At 71.0% G+C, this 16,567-nt stretch carries 3 protein-coding genes; all 3 read right to left on the reverse strand.

What is annotated here, in order from left to right:
- Nucleotides 1-12: 12 nt before the first annotated feature.
- From ASC95_RS07855 to ASC95_RS07865, 3 genes are read right to left on the reverse strand one after another with little or no spacing between them, the layout of a single operon-like run.
- Nucleotides 13-1,407 (reverse strand): caspase family protein, encoded by a 1,395-nt coding sequence (locus ASC95_RS07855; RefSeq protein WP_057297222.1) that lies wholly within the window; start codon nt 1,405-1,407, stop codon nt 13-15.
- Entirely contained in the window at nt 1,404-14,741 is a 13,338-nt protein-coding gene (locus ASC95_RS07860) for an autotransporter-associated beta strand repeat-containing protein (protein ID WP_057297223.1), read from the reverse strand. The genes ASC95_RS07855 and ASC95_RS07860 overlap by 4 nt, the downstream gene beginning before the upstream one ends.
- Nucleotides 14,741-16,459 carry a ShlB/FhaC/HecB family hemolysin secretion/activation protein gene (locus ASC95_RS07865; RefSeq protein WP_162250738.1) on the reverse strand — a complete coding sequence of 573 codons (1,719 nt, stop codon included), beginning with the start codon at nt 16,457-16,459 and terminating at the stop codon, nt 14,741-14,743. The genes ASC95_RS07860 and ASC95_RS07865 overlap by 1 nt, the downstream gene beginning before the upstream one ends.
- Between the last annotated feature and the right edge of the window lie 108 nt (nt 16,460-16,567).

Raw genomic sequence — 16,567 nt, forward strand, 5'->3', positions numbered from 1 at the left:
CGCGCCGCGCGCCTACTTGCGCACGTTGTCCAGGTCGGGCGGCGGCGTGTAGCCGAGGTCGCGGGCACGCGCCTCGAACTGCGAGGCCAGCAGCGGCTGGCCGGTGTTGCGGAAATGCAGGGCCAGTTCATAGCTGGCAATGCCGTTGCCCAGTGCCACGGCGAACTGCATCCAGCCCTCGTAGCGCGATTGCGCCGCCGAGGAGCCATAGCCCCCGCTGTTCTGCCCGCGAACGCGCCAGGCCATGCGCGCGGCGGCATCCTTGTCGCCGCGGCCGCAGCGCAGCAGGTCCTGGCGCTGCTCGGCGGGCATGTCCGGGTTGAAGGAAAAGGCCGAGCGGTACAGGCGCACGTCGCTGCGCTGCAGCGCCTTGAGCGCATGGCGCGCGCCGTCACGTGCCACCTGCACCCCGGGTGCGAAGGGGCTCTCGGGCCGGGCCTTCAGAAAGTCTTCGGCCACCTGCACCACTTCGGCGGGCCAGGCCAGCTGCTCGAGCTTCTTCAGCACCGCGTCCTCGTCGATGTCGGGCGCCGCGGGCGCCACGGCACCTGCGCGCCTGGGCTCCACGTTCAGGCGCACGCGGGTGTGGTCGGCGATGAAGGGGTCCTGGGCCAATTGACGGATGGCGGCCACCGGGTGGTTGAGCATGGTCTCGCGCACGTCGCTGCGCACCAGTTGCATCAGCTCGGGGAAGGTCGTCTGGTCGGACACGCTGCCCATCAGCTTGACCAGCGACCCGGTGTAGAAGGTGTTCTGCGTCTCGACGGCCGGCGCGATGGCCGGCTTGCCGGCACCGGTGGAGAAGGTGATGAGGCAGCCCGGCGGCGCCTCGACCTGGTTCAGGCCCACCAGCTCGCCGGCACGCAGGCCGGTGCGGCAGGCATCGACGACCGCGATGATCATGCCCTCGCGGCGCGCGGGCAGGCGGCGCACGACGTCGCTGAGCAACTGCATGCTGCTGTTCTGCAGCAGCTCGCCCTTGGCCGAGGGATTGAGCCCGGCGGGCAGCAGCAGGTTGGACGCGTCCACCTGCACGCCGTGGCCGCTGAAGTAGAAGAACACGGTCGCATCCGCCGGGCTCGCAGCAGCCTCGGCGATGAACACTTCCAGCGCTCGGCGCGCCGCCGGCAGGTCAAGGTCCAGCGCCGACGTGACCTTGAAGCCGCGCCGCTCCAGCACTGCCTCCAGGTCGCGCAGGTTCTTCGGGATCGGCGGCAGGTCGAAGGGCTGCGGATAGTTGCGGTTGCCCAGCAGCAGCGCCAGGCGGATTTCAGTGCTCGGCAGCTGAGAGTCCGCGGCGGCGCGCGCGACGGGCCGAACGGCGAGCCCCGCGCCGAGCAACGAGCCCCACAGGAAGCGGCGGCGCGCGAGGCGGGGGCAAGGATGGGTTTCGGGCAACACGCTCATGGGCTCGCAGGCTTGCAGCTCAGCGCAGGCTGGGCGGCGGGGTCGCACAGTTCGGGCGGCTTGGCGCCCTCGCTGCCTTGGGTGGACGGCCGGCCGGGGCCGACCTCGGCGATGACGCCGGAACGCAGGCGCACCGTCACGTTCTCGGTGCGCACGGTCTCCTGGAAACGGGCACGGCGGGCGTCCTCGGCGTCGCCGTTGATGGAAGACAGGGCTCCAGAGGCCGCCGGCGTCAGCGGCAGGACTCCGTTATAGACCACCGGGATCTCCGTTGCCTGACTGGCCCCATCATGGAAGAAGCGATAGGCCGTGCCGCCGGTGGTGGGCTGGCTGCCAACCTCGGGGCCGATCAGCACGACCGCTGTCGAGCCCTGCGCACCGGCCTTGGGCAGCACGGTCAGATAGCCGGCGTTCGGTCCCGTCGTGCGGCTCCCCGTTGCAGTGGAACCCACCTCGATGCGGATGGGCTGGCCGTTGACGGCGCCAAAGCTGCCGGGCGTGCCGAAGGCGCCGGGCGCCAGCTCCAGCACCATGCCCGGTGCCGACAAGGCCCTGCCGAGCACGATCTCGTCGAACGGCATGCGGGCCACCAGCTTGGCGTCGCCCGCCGTGGCGAGCTGGTCCGCGCGGATGTAGATCAGGTCGGCCTCGATACCGCTGCCGCCCACCCCCACCTGCTGGCCAGACACGCGCACCTCGGACTGCACGGCCTGGCCGCCCTTCGCATTCGGCGCCCAGGCGGTGTTGTAGTTCGCGCCGCTGAGTACCGAGAGCTGGCCCTTGAAGCTGTTGGCATCCTGGGCCAGCAGCACCGAGCCGCCACCGGCGGCATGCACCGACAGGGAGGCCCCCTCGGCGACCGTGATGGCGCTCGCGCTGCCCTGCTGCACGGTCGCCTCGGCCACCGCCAGCGGCTGGCCGGCGACCGGCACCTGGGCCGTGCCCTGCAGCGTGGCCTTGGCGTCGTCAGGCGCGGCCTGGGCCACCAGCGCGAGGCTGCCGCCCGTGAGTTGCAGCTTGCCGTTGATGGCCAGGCGCCCCGCCTCGATGCGGCCGCCGCTCGACAGGGTCACGTCGCCCAGCTGCAGGCTGTCCTTGGCGGCCACCAGGGCCTGGCCACCGCTCAGGCCCAGCGGCGCGCTGCCGAACTGGTTGGTGCTGCGGCTGGCGTCGATCAGCGTGCCGGTGAGCGTCAGCCCGGCCGCATTGGCCAGGGTCAGGCTGCCGGTGTAGACCTGCTCGGCCCGCGTTGTCAGGTTGCCGGCCAGGCGCACGCTGCCGGCGGCCTGCAGCGAGGCGATGGTCTCGGCGCCCCCAAGTTGCAGTTGGGCGCCAGCGGCCACCTGCACCGCGCTGGCGTCGGACAGGCGCTCGGCCGCCGTCGTGACGAGGCCGCCGCCCAGCACCTGGGTGGCGCCGCTGTAGCTGTTGGCGGCGCTGCCCAGCGTCACCTGGCCCTGGGTGATGACGAGACTGCCGCGGCCGCTGATGGCCTGGTCCAGCGTCAGCGCGTCGCTGCGCGAGAGCCGCAGCTCACCCTGGTTCTGGATCTCGCCCGAACCCAGGGCGCCATTGCCGGTCAGCTGGATCGTGCCGGCCTCGATGACGGTGGCGCCGCTGTTGCGGTGCGCGGCCGTCAGCGTCAGCATGCCGGCGCCCTGCTTGATCAGGCCACCGCTGCCGCTGACGACACCGTCGAAGCGGCCGTCGGCGCCATCGGCGCCGGCCGCCAGGGAAGCGCCGTTCAGCACCAGGTTGCCGCCGCCGTTCAGCGAGGCCACCGTCTGGCGCGCATTGGCCTGCACCTGCCCCGGCGTCTCGATGACGAGCGCGCTGGCCGCCGCCAGGGTTTGTTCCGCATCCAGCACCAGGCTGCCGCCGTCGACCCGCGTGGCACCGGTGTAGAGGTTGGCGCCGCCCAGCGTCAGCGTGCCGCTGCCCGCCTTGCTCAGGCCGCCATCGCCGCCGATGACGCCGTCGAAGCGGCTGCTGCGGCCGCTGGCGCCCAGGACCAGCGTGTTGGCATTGAGCTGCACCTGGCCGGCACCGCTCAGCGCACCAAGGTCGACGTCGGTCAGCAACTCCAGCGTCGCGCCGCCGGCCACGTTGACGCCAGCCGAGGCCGGCACGACCGGCGCTGTTGCTGCGCCGGCGGCCAAGGGTTTGACAGCGCCGGCGCCTTCGAGCTGCAGCGTGCCGGCATGGGCCTGCAGATCGCCCGCCAGCGTGTTGTGACCGGCCAGCGTGAAGACGCCGGTGCCAAGCTTGGCCAGGCCGCCGCTGCCGATGATGGCGCCGTCCCAACGCGTATTGCCGCCATTGCTGCCGACGCCGAGCAGCGCCGCCTGCACGTCCACCGTGCCGGCGCCGGCGAGCGAGCCAAGGTTGAGGCTTTGCTGCACCGTGAGCGTGGCGTTCGCCTCCACGCTCACGGCCGTGACGTCGTTCAGCGCGGTGCTGCTCGCCAGCACCAGTTCACCCGCCGCCACGCGCGTCGCGCCGGTGTGGGCGCCGCTGCCACCCAGCACGAAGCGGCCGCTGCCCAGCTTGGCCAGGCCGCCGCTGCCCACGACGCTCCCGGCAAAGCTCGTGTTCGTGCCATCCAGGCCCGTGCCCAGCGTGAAGCTGCCGAGCTCGACGCGGCCCGCGCCGGCGAGCGAACCGATGGCTTGGTCCTTGCCCAGGGCCAGCACCGCCCCGCTCGCGACCTGCACCGCACTGGTCGAAGGCAACTCACCCGTGACGCGCAGAGTGCCGGAGGCGATGTCGGTGTTGCCACCGTAGTGATTGCTGCCGGCCAGCGTCAGCGTGCCGCTGCCCGCCAGGCGCAGCCCGAAGCCGGCACCGCCGTCCGCGACGTCGCCGCTGATCGTCAGCCCGCCCATACCGGGCAGAAACTCCGTTGTGGCCGCCTTCAGCGTCACCGCGCCAGCCAGCGTGCCAGCACCCGCAGTGTTGATCACACGTCCGCCGTTGGCCACCAGTTCAGCATCCATGACGGCGCCGTCGCGCAGATCGAGCTGGCCTGCGCTGCTCAATTGCACCGCACCGCTGCCGGCCTGGGCCAAGGGGCCTGACAACACGACGGTGCCCGAGTTGATGCGCGTGCCGCCGCTGTAGTTCTGGGCCGTCGTCATCGTCAGGCTGCCGCTGCCGCTCATGACAAGCTCGCCGCTACCCGACAGCGGGCCCACCAGGTTGAGGGCGCCGGGCCCGGCGAGTTCGAGCCGGGTCGAGACATGGCTCGCGTTGACGCTGTAGTCGGCCGCGCTGACAAGGCTGGCGATGCCGGCGCTGTCGATCGCGAAGCGCGTCAAGCTGTTGTCGGGCCGGGTCAGCGTGACATTGCCGCTGCCGGCCTTGATGGTCGTGAGGCCCACGACCGTCAGCGCGCCGCTTTGCGTGACGGCAGCGCCGGTCGCCGCAGTGTCCACGCCCAAGCTGCCGTAGCTGCCGCCACCGAGGTCCAGTGCGCCGGCCGACGTGACTTCGAGCTGGGCGGCATCGCCCGTGACCTTGAGACCGTCATGGCGTGCCGCATCACCATCGCGCAGTTGCACCTGTCCGAGGCTGGCGCCGGCCTGGGCCTTGAGCTCCACACGGTTGAGGTCGTTGCCCGCGCCATGGGTGGCCAGGTCGACGGGCACGGCCGCGCCGTTGGCGATCAGCGTCGTCAGGCCGCTCACCTGCAGCGGCCCGGTCAGCAGAATGCCCTTGGCCGCCGCGGCGCTGAGGCTGACGCTGTGGCCGCCGCCCAGCGTCAGCAGGCCGCCGCTGCTGAGCTTCAGCGTCTGAACATCGCCGCTGAACGTCAGGTCCAGCGCGCTGCTGATGTCGGCGCTGGCGAAGCTGCCGCCGTTCACTCCGCGCATGCTGACCGTACCGAGCAACTGGTTGCCGGGCTGGTTCAGCACGAGATTCACGAGGCTGCCGTCGGCGATGAATTCGCTCGAGCCGGCGACAAACAGCGCACCGGTCTGGGTGAGGGTCGTTCCCCGGATCAGTGCCGTCAGATCGCCACTGACGCGGCCGCCGCCCAGCGAGATGTCGCCGCCAGCGCTCAGCTTGAGATCGCGCGTTGTGAAGCTGCCCAGGCGCAACGCGCCGCTGGCCACGAGGCTCACATCGCCGCCAAGCAGATGGATCGGGCCACCGAAGGCATTGGTGGCCTCGTTGAGCTGGATGGCGGCGCTGCCTGCGTCCAGTGTCGACGCGCCGGCGATGCTGAGGCCGCCAGCGACCTGGCCGATCTCGCCCCCGCCGCTGCTCGCTTTCAGCTCGCCGCCGACCGTGCCGCTGCCAAGCCGCAAGGCACCGTTCGAGGCGAGCGTCAGGTCGCCGACGTTCAGCAGGCCGAGGCTGAGCGGGCCACTGTTGATGAGCAGGGTGTTGCCGCCGGTAACGTTGATGCCCGTGCCGGCAAATGCGTTGCCGGCCTGGCCCAGGGTGATGGCCGCGGCGCCAGCATCCAGCGTGACTGCGCCGCTGACCGCGAGCGAACCGGTCTGGGTCAGTGGTCCGCGGCTGACCGCCTTCAGCTCGCCGTCGATCCGGCCGCCGCCGAGGTTGAGCGCGCCGGCCACGTCCAGCGTCAGGGGACCGGTCGCGACGCTGCCCAGACTTAGGTCGCCGGCATTGCTCAGGGCCGTGGTGCCGCCACTCAGGTTCACGAGGCCGCCCAGTTGGTTGGCCGCTTCTGTCAGCGTGATGTCGCCCGCTGCCTGCAGCGTGCTGCCGCCCGCCACGGCGAGGCCGCCCACCACTTGAGTGATCGCGGCACCTCGTGCGCTCAGCGCGCCACTCAGGTTGCCGGTGCCCAGGACGATGCCGCCGTTGCTGCTCGCGTCCAGGCTGCGCAGAGCCAATGTGCCGAGGCTGAGGCCGGGCAGGCTGAACAGCGTCGCGTCGCGGGCGGCGAGGTTGATGACGCCGAGGAACTGATTGCCGGCGTGGGGCAGCGCGATGTCCGCGCCTCCGGCGTTGAGCGTGGCCATGCCACCGAACTGCAGTGCGCCAGATTGCGTGATGGCGTTGCCGCCGCTGCTTGCGAGCAGGGCACCGCCGATCACGCCCTGGCCCAGGTTGAGGGCACCGGCCGAATTCACGCTCAGGCTGTCTGTGGCGACATCGCCCAGGGTCAGCGCGCCGGCGGCGGTGATTTGCACTGTGCCGCCGCCGAGCTGCACCAGGCCGCCCCAGTCGTTGTCGGGGCGGATCAACGTGATCGCGCCGCCGCCAGCCTTCAGCGTCGCCGGGCCGCTGACCGCCAGAGCGCCGCTCTGCGTGAAGGCTGCGCCGGTGGCGCTCGTGTCAGCCATCAGACTGCCGTAGCGGCCGCCGCCCAAGTCCAGCGCACCGGCTGAGGTGATCTCCAGGCTGGCCGCGTCGCCCAGCAACTGCAGGCCGTCGTGCCGGCTGCCGTCGCCATCGCGCAGCTGCACACGGCCGAGACTACCGCCAGCCGCGGTCTGCAACTGCACGCGGTTCAGGTCGTTGCCAGCATGGACCATGTCGACTGGCATGACCGTGCCGCCCTGGGCGACCAGGGTCGTCAGGCCGCTGACCTGCAGCGCGCCGGTTTGCACGATGCCGCTGTGGGCCGCGGCCGTCAGCGTCGTGCTGCGGCCCCCGCCCAGCGTCAGCAGACCCCCGCTGCTGAGCTTCAGCGTCTGAACATCGCCGCTGAACGTCAGGTCCAGCGCGCTGCTGATGTCGGCGCTGGCGAAGCTGCCGCCATTCACGCCGCGCATGGCGATGCCGCCCAGCAACTGGTTGCCCGGCTGATCCAGCACCAGGGTGGCGAGGCCACCGTCGGCGACGAAGTTGGCCACGCCGTTGACCGTCAGCGCCGCGGACTGGCTGATCCTGCTGCCACGCGTGGTGGCCGTCAGTTCGCCGTTCACCGTGCCGCCGCCCAGGTCGAGGTCGCCGCCGGCGCTGGCCTTGAGGTCATGGGCCGTGACGCTGCCCAGGCGTAGCGCGCCGCCGTTGGCCAGGGTCACATCGCCGCCGACCAAACTGACCGCGCCGGCAAAGGCATTGCCCGCCTCGGCGAGATCGATGTTGCCGCTGCCGGCACTCAGCGTGGATGCCCCGCTGACAGCCAGGCCGCCGGAGACCTGCGTGATGGCGCTGCCGCTGGCATTGAGGTCGCCGCCGACCGAGCCGGTGCCCAGGCGCAGGGCGCCGGAGGCCGATGCCGTCAGCCCGGCGACGTTGAGGCTGCCCAGGCTCAGCGCGCTGGCGGCCGTGATGACGGTGGCGCCGCCATGCAGGTCGACGCTGCCTGCGAAGGCGTTGCCGGCCTGGCCGAGCGAGATGCCGGCACTGCCCGCATTCAGGCTGGTGCCACCGCTCACCGACAGCGCACCCGACTGGCTGATGGCGCCGCTGCTGACCGCCGTCAGGGTGCCGCCGACGGCGCCACTGCCGAGGTCCAGCGTGCCGGCCGCGTTCAGCGTCAGGCCGGCGGTGGCTAGCGTGCCCAGGCGCAGGCCGCCGGCGTTCGTCACCGCGCTGGCGCTGCCGCTCAGGCTGACGACGCCGTTGAGGTGATTGGCCGCATCCGTCAGGGTGATGCCGGTCGCCGCCTGCAGCGTCGCGTTGCCGGCGACGGTGAGGCCGCCCGCCACCTGCGTGATCGAACCGCCCAGCGCCCGGGCAGTCAACGCGCCGCTGAGCGTGCCGCTGCCCAGCGTGATGCTGGCGTTGCTGGTGGCATCCAGGCTGTTGAAGCTCAGCGTGCCGAAGCTCAGGCTGGGTTGGTTGAACAGGGTCACCGCATTGCCGGTCAGGCTCAGTGCGCCGAGGAACTGGTTGCCGGCGTTGGCCAGCGTGATGTTGCCGCTGCCGGAGTTGAAGACGGCCGAGCCGGTCACGTGCAGCGCTCCGGACTGGCTGATGGCGCCATTGCCGCTGTTGGCCACCAGGTTGCCGGTGACGTTGCCCTGGCCCAGGTTCAGCGGGCCCACAGCACCCACCGTGAGGTCGCCGGTGGTCAACGGCCCCAAGGTCAGGCCGGCCGCGGTTTTCACCTGCGTGACGCCGCCCTTGAGCGTGACCAGGCCGCCGAGCTGGTTGCTGGTGTTGTTGAGGGTGATGGCGGCGCTGCCCGCATCCACGTTCAAGGCGCCGGTCAGGCTGAGCGGCGCGCTCTGGGTCACATCGCCACCGGCTTTCAGCACGAGGGAGCGGATGCTGACGGCGCCGAGGTCGACGGCACTGGTGTCGGTCAGGCGCACATCGCGGCCGGTCAGCGCCACGGCGCCGGTCCAGCCGTTGGCCGCGTCGTCCAGCGTGATGTCGGCCGTACCCGCGTTGATGCTGGCGGTGCCGCTGACGCTCAGGCCGCCGGCGGCCTGGGTGATGACACCATTGCCGCTGGTGGCGGCCAGGTTGCCGGCGATGCTGCCGTGGCCCAAGTTCATGGCGCCGGTGCTGTTGGCCGTCAGCGCGCCCGTGTCCAGCGTGCTCAGCGTCAGCGCGCCGGTGGTGCGCAGCTGCGTGGCGCCGCCCTTCAGCGTGACCGTGCCACCGAGCTGGTTGCCGGTGTTGGCCAGAGTGATGGCCGCAGTGCCCGCGTCCACGCCCAGGGCGCCGGTCAGGCCGAGGGTCGTGCCCGCGCCCTGGGTGATGGCGCCACCCGTCGTCAGCGCCAGCGAGGTGGCATTGACATGGCCCAGCGTGACGGCGCTGCTGCTCTTGAGCAAGGCGTTCCTGCCGGTCAGCGCGACGGCGCCGGTCCAGCTGTTGGCCAAGTCGCCCAGCGTGATGTCGGCGCCGCCGGCATCGAGGGTCGAGGTACCGGTCACGCTCAGGCCGCCAGCAGCCTGGGTGACGGCCCCGCTGCTGGTGGCGCCGAGGGCGCCGCCGATGCTGCCCGTGCCCAGGCCCAGTGTGCCGCCGGCCAGGATCTGCAGCGAGCCGGTCGCCAGGCTGCCCAGCCCCAGCGCGCCCTGGCTCCTGATCTGAGTGGTACCGCCTGTCAGCGAGACCAGGCCGGTGAACTGATTGGTCGCCGCGTTCAGCGTGATGGCCTGGCCGCCGGCATCAAAGCTGCTCGTGCCCGTGGCGCTGATGCGGCCGCCAGTCTGGTTGATGGCGCCGCTGGTACTCGTCACGGCGAGAGCGCCGGTGGCCGTGATGTCATGCGCTAGCGTCGCCGACTGACCCTTGAGCGTGACGGCTCCGCCCTTGAGCGTGCCGAAGGTGCTGAACACGCCGCCGCTGGACAGCGTCAGGGCCTCGGTGCCGGTGTCGATATTGCTCGTACCTGCCGGCAGGATGAGGGTACCGCCCGCCTCAAGCTCCAGGCCCTTGTTGGGCTGCTGGGTCAGCGCGAAGAGGTTGAGGTTGTTGGCGCTGCGCAATGACACCGCGCCGCCCGTGGCGGTGATGGCGCCCTGCAGATCGTTGCTGGCCTGGTTCAGCGTGATGTCGGCGCTGCCGGCGTCCAGCGTCGTGACCCCGGTCAGGATCAGCCCGCCGGTCTGGGTAATGGCGCCACCGTTGCTGATCGCGTTCAGCGTGCCGGTGACGCTGCCCTGGCCGAGGCCGAGGTTGCCGGTCGAGGTGACCGTCAGGTCGCCGGTGTTCACTGTGCCCAGCGTCAGCGCGGCACTGTCCGTCACGCCGGTGGTGCCGCCGCTCAGGCTGACAGCGCCGCCGAAGTGGTTGGTCGGCTGGTTCAGGCTGATGACCGAGCCGCCAGCCGAGACCGTCGTCGTGCCGGTTATGAGCAGGCTGCCGCCGGTCTGGTTGACGTCGCCGCTGGCCGTCGTCAACTTCAGCGTGCCGCTGGCCGTGATGTTCTGGCCGAGGGCGAGGCCGGTCTGGGCCGCCAGGTCGATGTTGTGACCGGCCAGCGTGCCGCCCATCGTGAAGCTGCCACCGCTGGCCAGCGTGAGGTCGGCCGTGCCGGTGTCGATACTGGCGGCCGGCCCGAGGATGAGGTTGGCGCCGGCCGACAGGGTCAGCGCGCGATTGGCGGGTTGGGTCAGGCTGAGGATTTCAAGGTCGCCGCCCGAGCGCAGGTCCAGCGAGTTGCCGACCAGGTTCAGGCCATGCCACTGGTTGCCGGTGTTGGGCAGGCTGATGTCGCCGCTGGTGGTGGCGTCCAGCGTCGCCACGCCGCTGACTGACAGCGCGCCGGTCTGGCTGAGGATGCCGCCATGGCTGCTGGCATTCAGTGTGCCGTTGATGCTGCCTTGCCCCAGGTTCAGCGCGCCGCCGGCCGTGGTGCTGACGATCAGGTCGCCGGCGTTCAGCGTGCCCAGCGTCAACGGGTTGCCGCCGCCGTTGCCCAGCGTCGTGGTGCCGCTGCTGGTGAGGCTGACCGCGCCCTGCAGGTTGTTGGCCGACGTCAGCGTGATGTTGCCGCTGCCGTTGCTCAAGGCTGTGGTGCCGCTGATCGTGAGCGCCCCGCCCTGCGTGATGGCGCCGGTGCCCGTCGTCGTCGCGCTGAGGTTGCCGGTGACCGTGCCGCTGCCCAGACCCAGATGGGCATTGCTGGTGGAGACGGTCAGGGCGTGGGTGTTCAACGTGCCCAGCGCCAGCGCGTTGCCATTGCCGTTGGCGATCTGCGTCGTGCCGGTGGTGGTGATGCCGACGGCGCCCTGCAGGTTGTTGGCCGAGGTCAGCGTGATGTTGCCGCTGCCATTGCTCAAGGCCGAGGTGCCGGTCACGGTCAGCGCGCCGCCCTGCGTGATGGCGCCGGTGCCGGTGGTGGTGGCGCTGAGGTTGCCCGTGACCGTGCCGCTACCCAGACCCAGGTTGGCTCCGCTGGTGCTGACAGTCAGGGCATGGGTGCTCAGCGTACCGAGCGTCAGCGCGTTGCCGCTGGCATTGCTGAGCTGGGTGGTGCCGGTGGTCGTGACGCTGACCGCGCCCTGCAGGTTGTTGCCCGAGGTCAGCGTGATGTTGCCGCTGCCGTTGGCCAGGCTGCTGCTGCCCGTCACCACCAACGCGCCGCTCTGCGTCAGGGCGCCGCTGCCCGTCGTCGTCACGCTGAGGTTGCCGCCCACGGTGCCGCTGCCAAGATCGATGTCGGCATTGCTGGTGCTGACGGCCAGCGCGGCGGTGGTCAGCGTACCCAGGGCGAGTGCATTGCCACTGCCGTTGACGATCTGGCTGCTGCCGGAGCTGGTGACGCTCACCATGCCCTGCAGGTCATTGGCCGCCGCCAGCGTGATGCCGCCGCTGCCGCTGCTGAGGCCGCTGGTGCCGGTCACCGTCAGCACACCGCTCTGCGCAATGGCGCCGGTGCCGGTCGTCGTCGCGCCGAGGTTGCCGCTGATGGTGCCGCTGCCCAGGCCCAGGTTGGCGCCGCTGGTGTTGACCGTCAGGTCGCGCACGCTCAGCGTCCCCAGGGTCAGGGCCTTGCCGCTGCCATTGCTGATCTGCGTGGTGCCGGTCGTCGTGACGCTGACGGCCCCCTGCAGGTCGTTGGCCGAAGTCAGCGTGATGTCGCCGCTGCCATTGCTGAGGCTGCTGGCGCCCGTCACCGTCAGCGCGCCACTCTGCGTGAGCGTGCCGTTGTTGGTCGTCGTCGCGCTGAGGTTGCCGCCGACGGAGCCGCTGCCCAGCACCAGGTCGGCATGGTTGGCGCTGACGGTCAGCGCGCCGGTGTTCAGCGTGCCCAGGGTCAGGGTGTTGCCATTGGCATTGCTGAGCTGGGTGGCGCCGGTGCTGGTGATGCTGACCGCGCCCTGGAAGTCGTTGCCGGCCGTGGTCAGCGTGATATTGCCGCTGCCATTGCTGAGGGCCGTCACGCCCGTCACCGTCAGCGCGCCGCCTTGCGTGAGGGTGCCGGTGCCCGTCGTCGTCGCGCTGAGGGCGCCGGTGACCGTGCCGCTGCCCAGGGCCAGGGCGGCGCCGCTGGTGCTGACGGTCAGCGTGCGTGTGCTCAGCGTGCCCAAAGTCAGCGCATTACCGCTGGCATTGGCGATCTGCGTCGTGCCAGTGGTCGTGATGTCGACCGCACCTTGTAGATTGTTGGCCGAGGCCAGCGTGATATTGCCGCTGCCGTTGCTCAAGGCCGATGTGCCGGTCACCGTCAGCGCGCCGGTCTGCGTCAGCGTGCCACTGCCCGTCGTCGCTGCACTGAGGTTGCCGCCAACCGAGCCGCTACCGAGGTCCAGATTGGCATTGCTGGTGCTGACGGTCAGGCCCCCGGTGCTCAGCGCGCCCAGGGACAAGTCCTTGCCGCTGCCATTGACGAGTTGCGCATTGCCGGTGGTGGTGACGCTCACCAGCCCCCGCAGGTCGTTGGCCGAGGCCAGCGTGATGTTGCCGCTGCCATTGCCCAGCGTCGTCGTGCCCGTCACCGTCAGCGCACCGCCCTGGGTGATGGTGCCGGCACCGGTCGTCGTCGCGCTGAAATTGCCGGTGACGGTGCCGCTGCCCAGGTTCAGGTTGGCGGCGGTGGCGCTGGCGGTGAGGGCATGGGTGTTCAGCGTGCCCAGGGTCAGCGCATGGCCGCTGCCATTGCTGACCTGGGTGATGCCGGTGGTCGTCAGGCTGACCGCGCCCTGCAGGTTGTTGCTGGCCGCCGTCAGCGTGATGTTGCCGGATCCCGTGGTGACGCCCGTCGTGCCAGTCACCGCCAACGCGCCGGCCTGCGTGATCGCGCCGCTGCCGCTGGTGGTGACGCCGACATTGCCCGTGACCGTGCCGGTCGGCAGGACGACGTCGCCGCCGACGCTGCTGAGGGTCAGGCCTGCGCTGGTGACGCTGCCCAGTGCGACGGTGCCCGCGCCCGAACTCGCCGCGGTGAGGCTGCCGCCGCCTGTATTGAGGGTGCTGCCGGTGATGTCGCCGCCGGCCTGCAGGACGACGTTGAGGGCACCTGCCCCCGCCCCGATGCTGCCGGCGCTGAAGCTGATGTTGCGCAAGGCGATCAGGTTCAGCGTGGCCGCGCCGGTAGGCACGATGGCGGCCTGGACGTCGATGTCGCCATGTTGGCCGTTGGTGCCCAAGGCCAGGGTCTGCACCGTCACCGACGTGCCGCCGGACAGCGCATTGTTGAGGGCGCCAACGTCGACCACGGCAGCATCGTCCGTGCTGGCGAAATTCGGCGCCACGCCAACGTTGGTGTTGGTGCCGCTGTTGGCTTTGATGACCACGTCGTTGGGGTCGAGCAGCCACTGGCCCGACCGCCCCAGCGGTGCGCTGGCGTCAACGCGGCCGAGCAGGTTGAGCTGCTGGCGGCCCGAGGTCTCGACCATGCCGCCATTGCCCCCCAGACGCCCGCCGCGGGCCCAGATGCTGCCGAGCATGTCGGTGCGTCCGTCAGCCCAGACGGCGATGCGGCCGCCATCGCCCCGTTCGGTGGCATTGGCGCGCAGCTCAGCGCCGGCACCTATCCAGGTCTGCTCGGCGTTGTGCTCGGTGCCCCTGCCCTCGAAGCCGCCACCGACCTGCAGGCTGCCGCCGCCGAAGCGCCCGGATGCGTCCAGCCGCGCGCCGTCCAGCAGCGCGAGCTTCTGACCCAGCGCGGTGATGCTGCCGGCGGTTTCGCCGCTGGCGTCCACGCTGCCATTGATGGTGGTGACGCCCACCGTGCCGCCGTCGATGACGACGCGGCCGCCTTGCTGGCGCAGGCCACGCGCCTGCACGATGCCGTCCATGTTCAGCACCTGACCGGCCGCGCCGCCGCGAGCCTGCGCGCGCACCTCGGCACTGCTTTCGGCCTGCACGCGGCCGCTGAGTTTCAGCGCGACGTCGCGGTTGTCGTCGTTGCGCAGGTTGAAGAGGACAAGGCCATCGCCTTCCACATCCACCTGCACGGTGCTGGCCGCACCCAGGCCGACGCGCCGCGCTGCGATGCTGCCGCCGACGCTGAGCTGGGGAGCGACAAGCGCCACCGTACCGCCCGGCGCGCTGATGCTGCCATCGGCTTGCAAGCCGCCTGCACCTGTGCCGGCCGAGAAACGGTAGTTGCCGGCCAGGAAGGCGGTGTCGGACAGGTCCAGCGTGGACGCGACGAGACCGCCGACATCCACCTGCGAGCCCCGCCCGAAGACGATGCCGCGCGGGTTGATCAGGAAGACACGGCCATTGGCCTGCATCTGGCCGAGGATGAGGGACGGGTCGCCGCCGACGACACGATTGAGCAGCACCGAATTGACGCTGGGCTGCTGGATGCGCAGGCCCTCGCCCGCGGCGATGGAGAAGCTCTGCCAGTTGACGATGGCCTTGTCGCTGCCCTGCTGGATGAGGCCAGAGCTGATGGCGACCTGGCCCTGCACGACCTGGGCGCCCTGAGGCAGCGCATGGGCCGCCGGATAGGCTGCCGCAAGGCACAGCGCGAGGGCGAGGGGTTGCAGGCGCCGCATCAGAAGCTCCAGGAGCCCTGGGCATACAGGCGCAGCTTGCTGGACTGGCTTTCGGTGCTGGCATGGCCATGCGTGGGCGTCGCCAGGCTCATGCGGAAGGCATACGCGTTGCCGCGCGCCCATACCAGCGACAGCCCCGCGCCGCCCAGCCAGGCGCGGTTCAGGTAGCCGGGTTCGCGCAGCACGAGGTTGGCGTCGTGGCGGTACCGGATGAAGGCGCCGTCGTAGAAGGCCGCCAGCACCAGCTCGCTCGCCCAGCGCCCGAACAGGCTGGCCGGTGGCAGCCAGCGCAGTTCCAGGCTGGCCACGGCACCGCTGTCGCCCGTGCCCTCGCCCGGCGCAAAGGCGCGCACGCCGTTCGGGCCGCCGGCGCGGAACTGCTCGGTCGAGTCGAGGTTGGACAGGGCCCACTGGCCGCGCATCGTGAAATAGGCCAGCAGCCGATTGCTCAGTACGTTCTGCAGCCGCGAGGCCGCGAAGCTGAGCTTGCGAAAACTCGCCGCGTCGTCGCCACCGCTGGGCGCGCCGGCCGGGAAGTGGAGCCGGCCCTGGGCCAGGTTGAGCTCGAAGGTGTTGACGCTGCCGCTCAGCAGGCTGTCGCGGAAATCGCCGCTGACACCGACGCTGGCGTCGTCCACATGCTTCTTCGTCGACAGGGCGGCGACCTTGTCGACGTAACGCTTGGCGTCGACGGCGCCCAACGCGAACAGGTTGAGGTTGCGCGAACGCACCCAAGGGTAGAGGGCGAAGAGGTTGAGCGTCGTGCCGGTACCGTCCAGGCCGAGGGGGAATTCCTTCTTGTCGAGCTGGTAGCGCACCGCCGACAGCGAGGCGCCGGCCTTGAAGCCGTCGGCGCCGATGGGGCTGGTGTAGCCCAGCAGCGCGAACAGCAGGCCGCCGCCGGTAGAGGCCAGCACCGAGGCCGACAGGCCGTCGCCGCGGCCCAGCGGGCTGGCCATGACGACCTGGGCGCCCAGGCGCTGGGCGCCGATGACCTTGGAGCCGTTGAGGTCGCCGTCGATGCTGCCGCTGTAGCGCGACTCGGCGCGCGGCGTGAACTCGAGGATGGCCGTGCCCGGCGCGCTGCCGGCCTTGACTTCGGCCCGCGTGACGATGCCGCGCAGGTCGTTGATGAGGAAGACGGTGCGCTCGACGGCGTCCACCGTCAGCACGTCGCCCGGCTTCAGGCGCGCCAGATAGGCTTCGACGACCTCACGGTCCACCGGCAGGCCCTCGCTCCAGTTCAGCACGACGCGGTCCAGGCGCCCCTCGAGCACGGCGATGCGCACGGTCTGGCCGTCAAAGACCTGTTCGGGAATGTAGGCGTAGCCCAGGTAGAGGCCCAGGTCGCGCTGCAGGAAGCGGGTCACCTCGTTGGCAGCGTTGACGAGGTCCTCGAAGCCACGCTCCTTGCCGACAAAGGCAGCAGTCAATCGCGGCAGGGCCTCGCGCAGGGCGACTGGGGCGTCGGGCGGCAGGCTGTAGGCAGCAACGTCGATCTTGAGTTCGTCGTCGGGCTTGCCGAGCTCGCGCGTGACCTGCGGGCGCTCGGGCGGCAGCTCGGTGTTGCGGGCCTCGGGCGGGCGGGTCAACTCGGCCGGCGTCGGCACCACCGGCGGCGTGCCAGCGCCCCAAGCGGAGGCACTGGCCAGCAGCTGCACAGCCAGCAGGCTGAGGCGCAAGGGCGAGCGGCGGCAGGGGCGGGAGGCGAGCAGCAAGGTCGGGTCCGGAGCAGTGGCGGCGGGCAGGACCTGGCGGTCGCACCCGTGGTGAGTCACGGCAGCGGCGTTTGAGTTCCGCGGCGGCCCGCAAATGGGCGGGGCGGC

This window comes from Pelomonas sp. Root1217 (assembly GCF_001425705.1).
GTDB lineage: Bacteria > Pseudomonadota > Gammaproteobacteria > Burkholderiales > Burkholderiaceae_C > Pelomonas.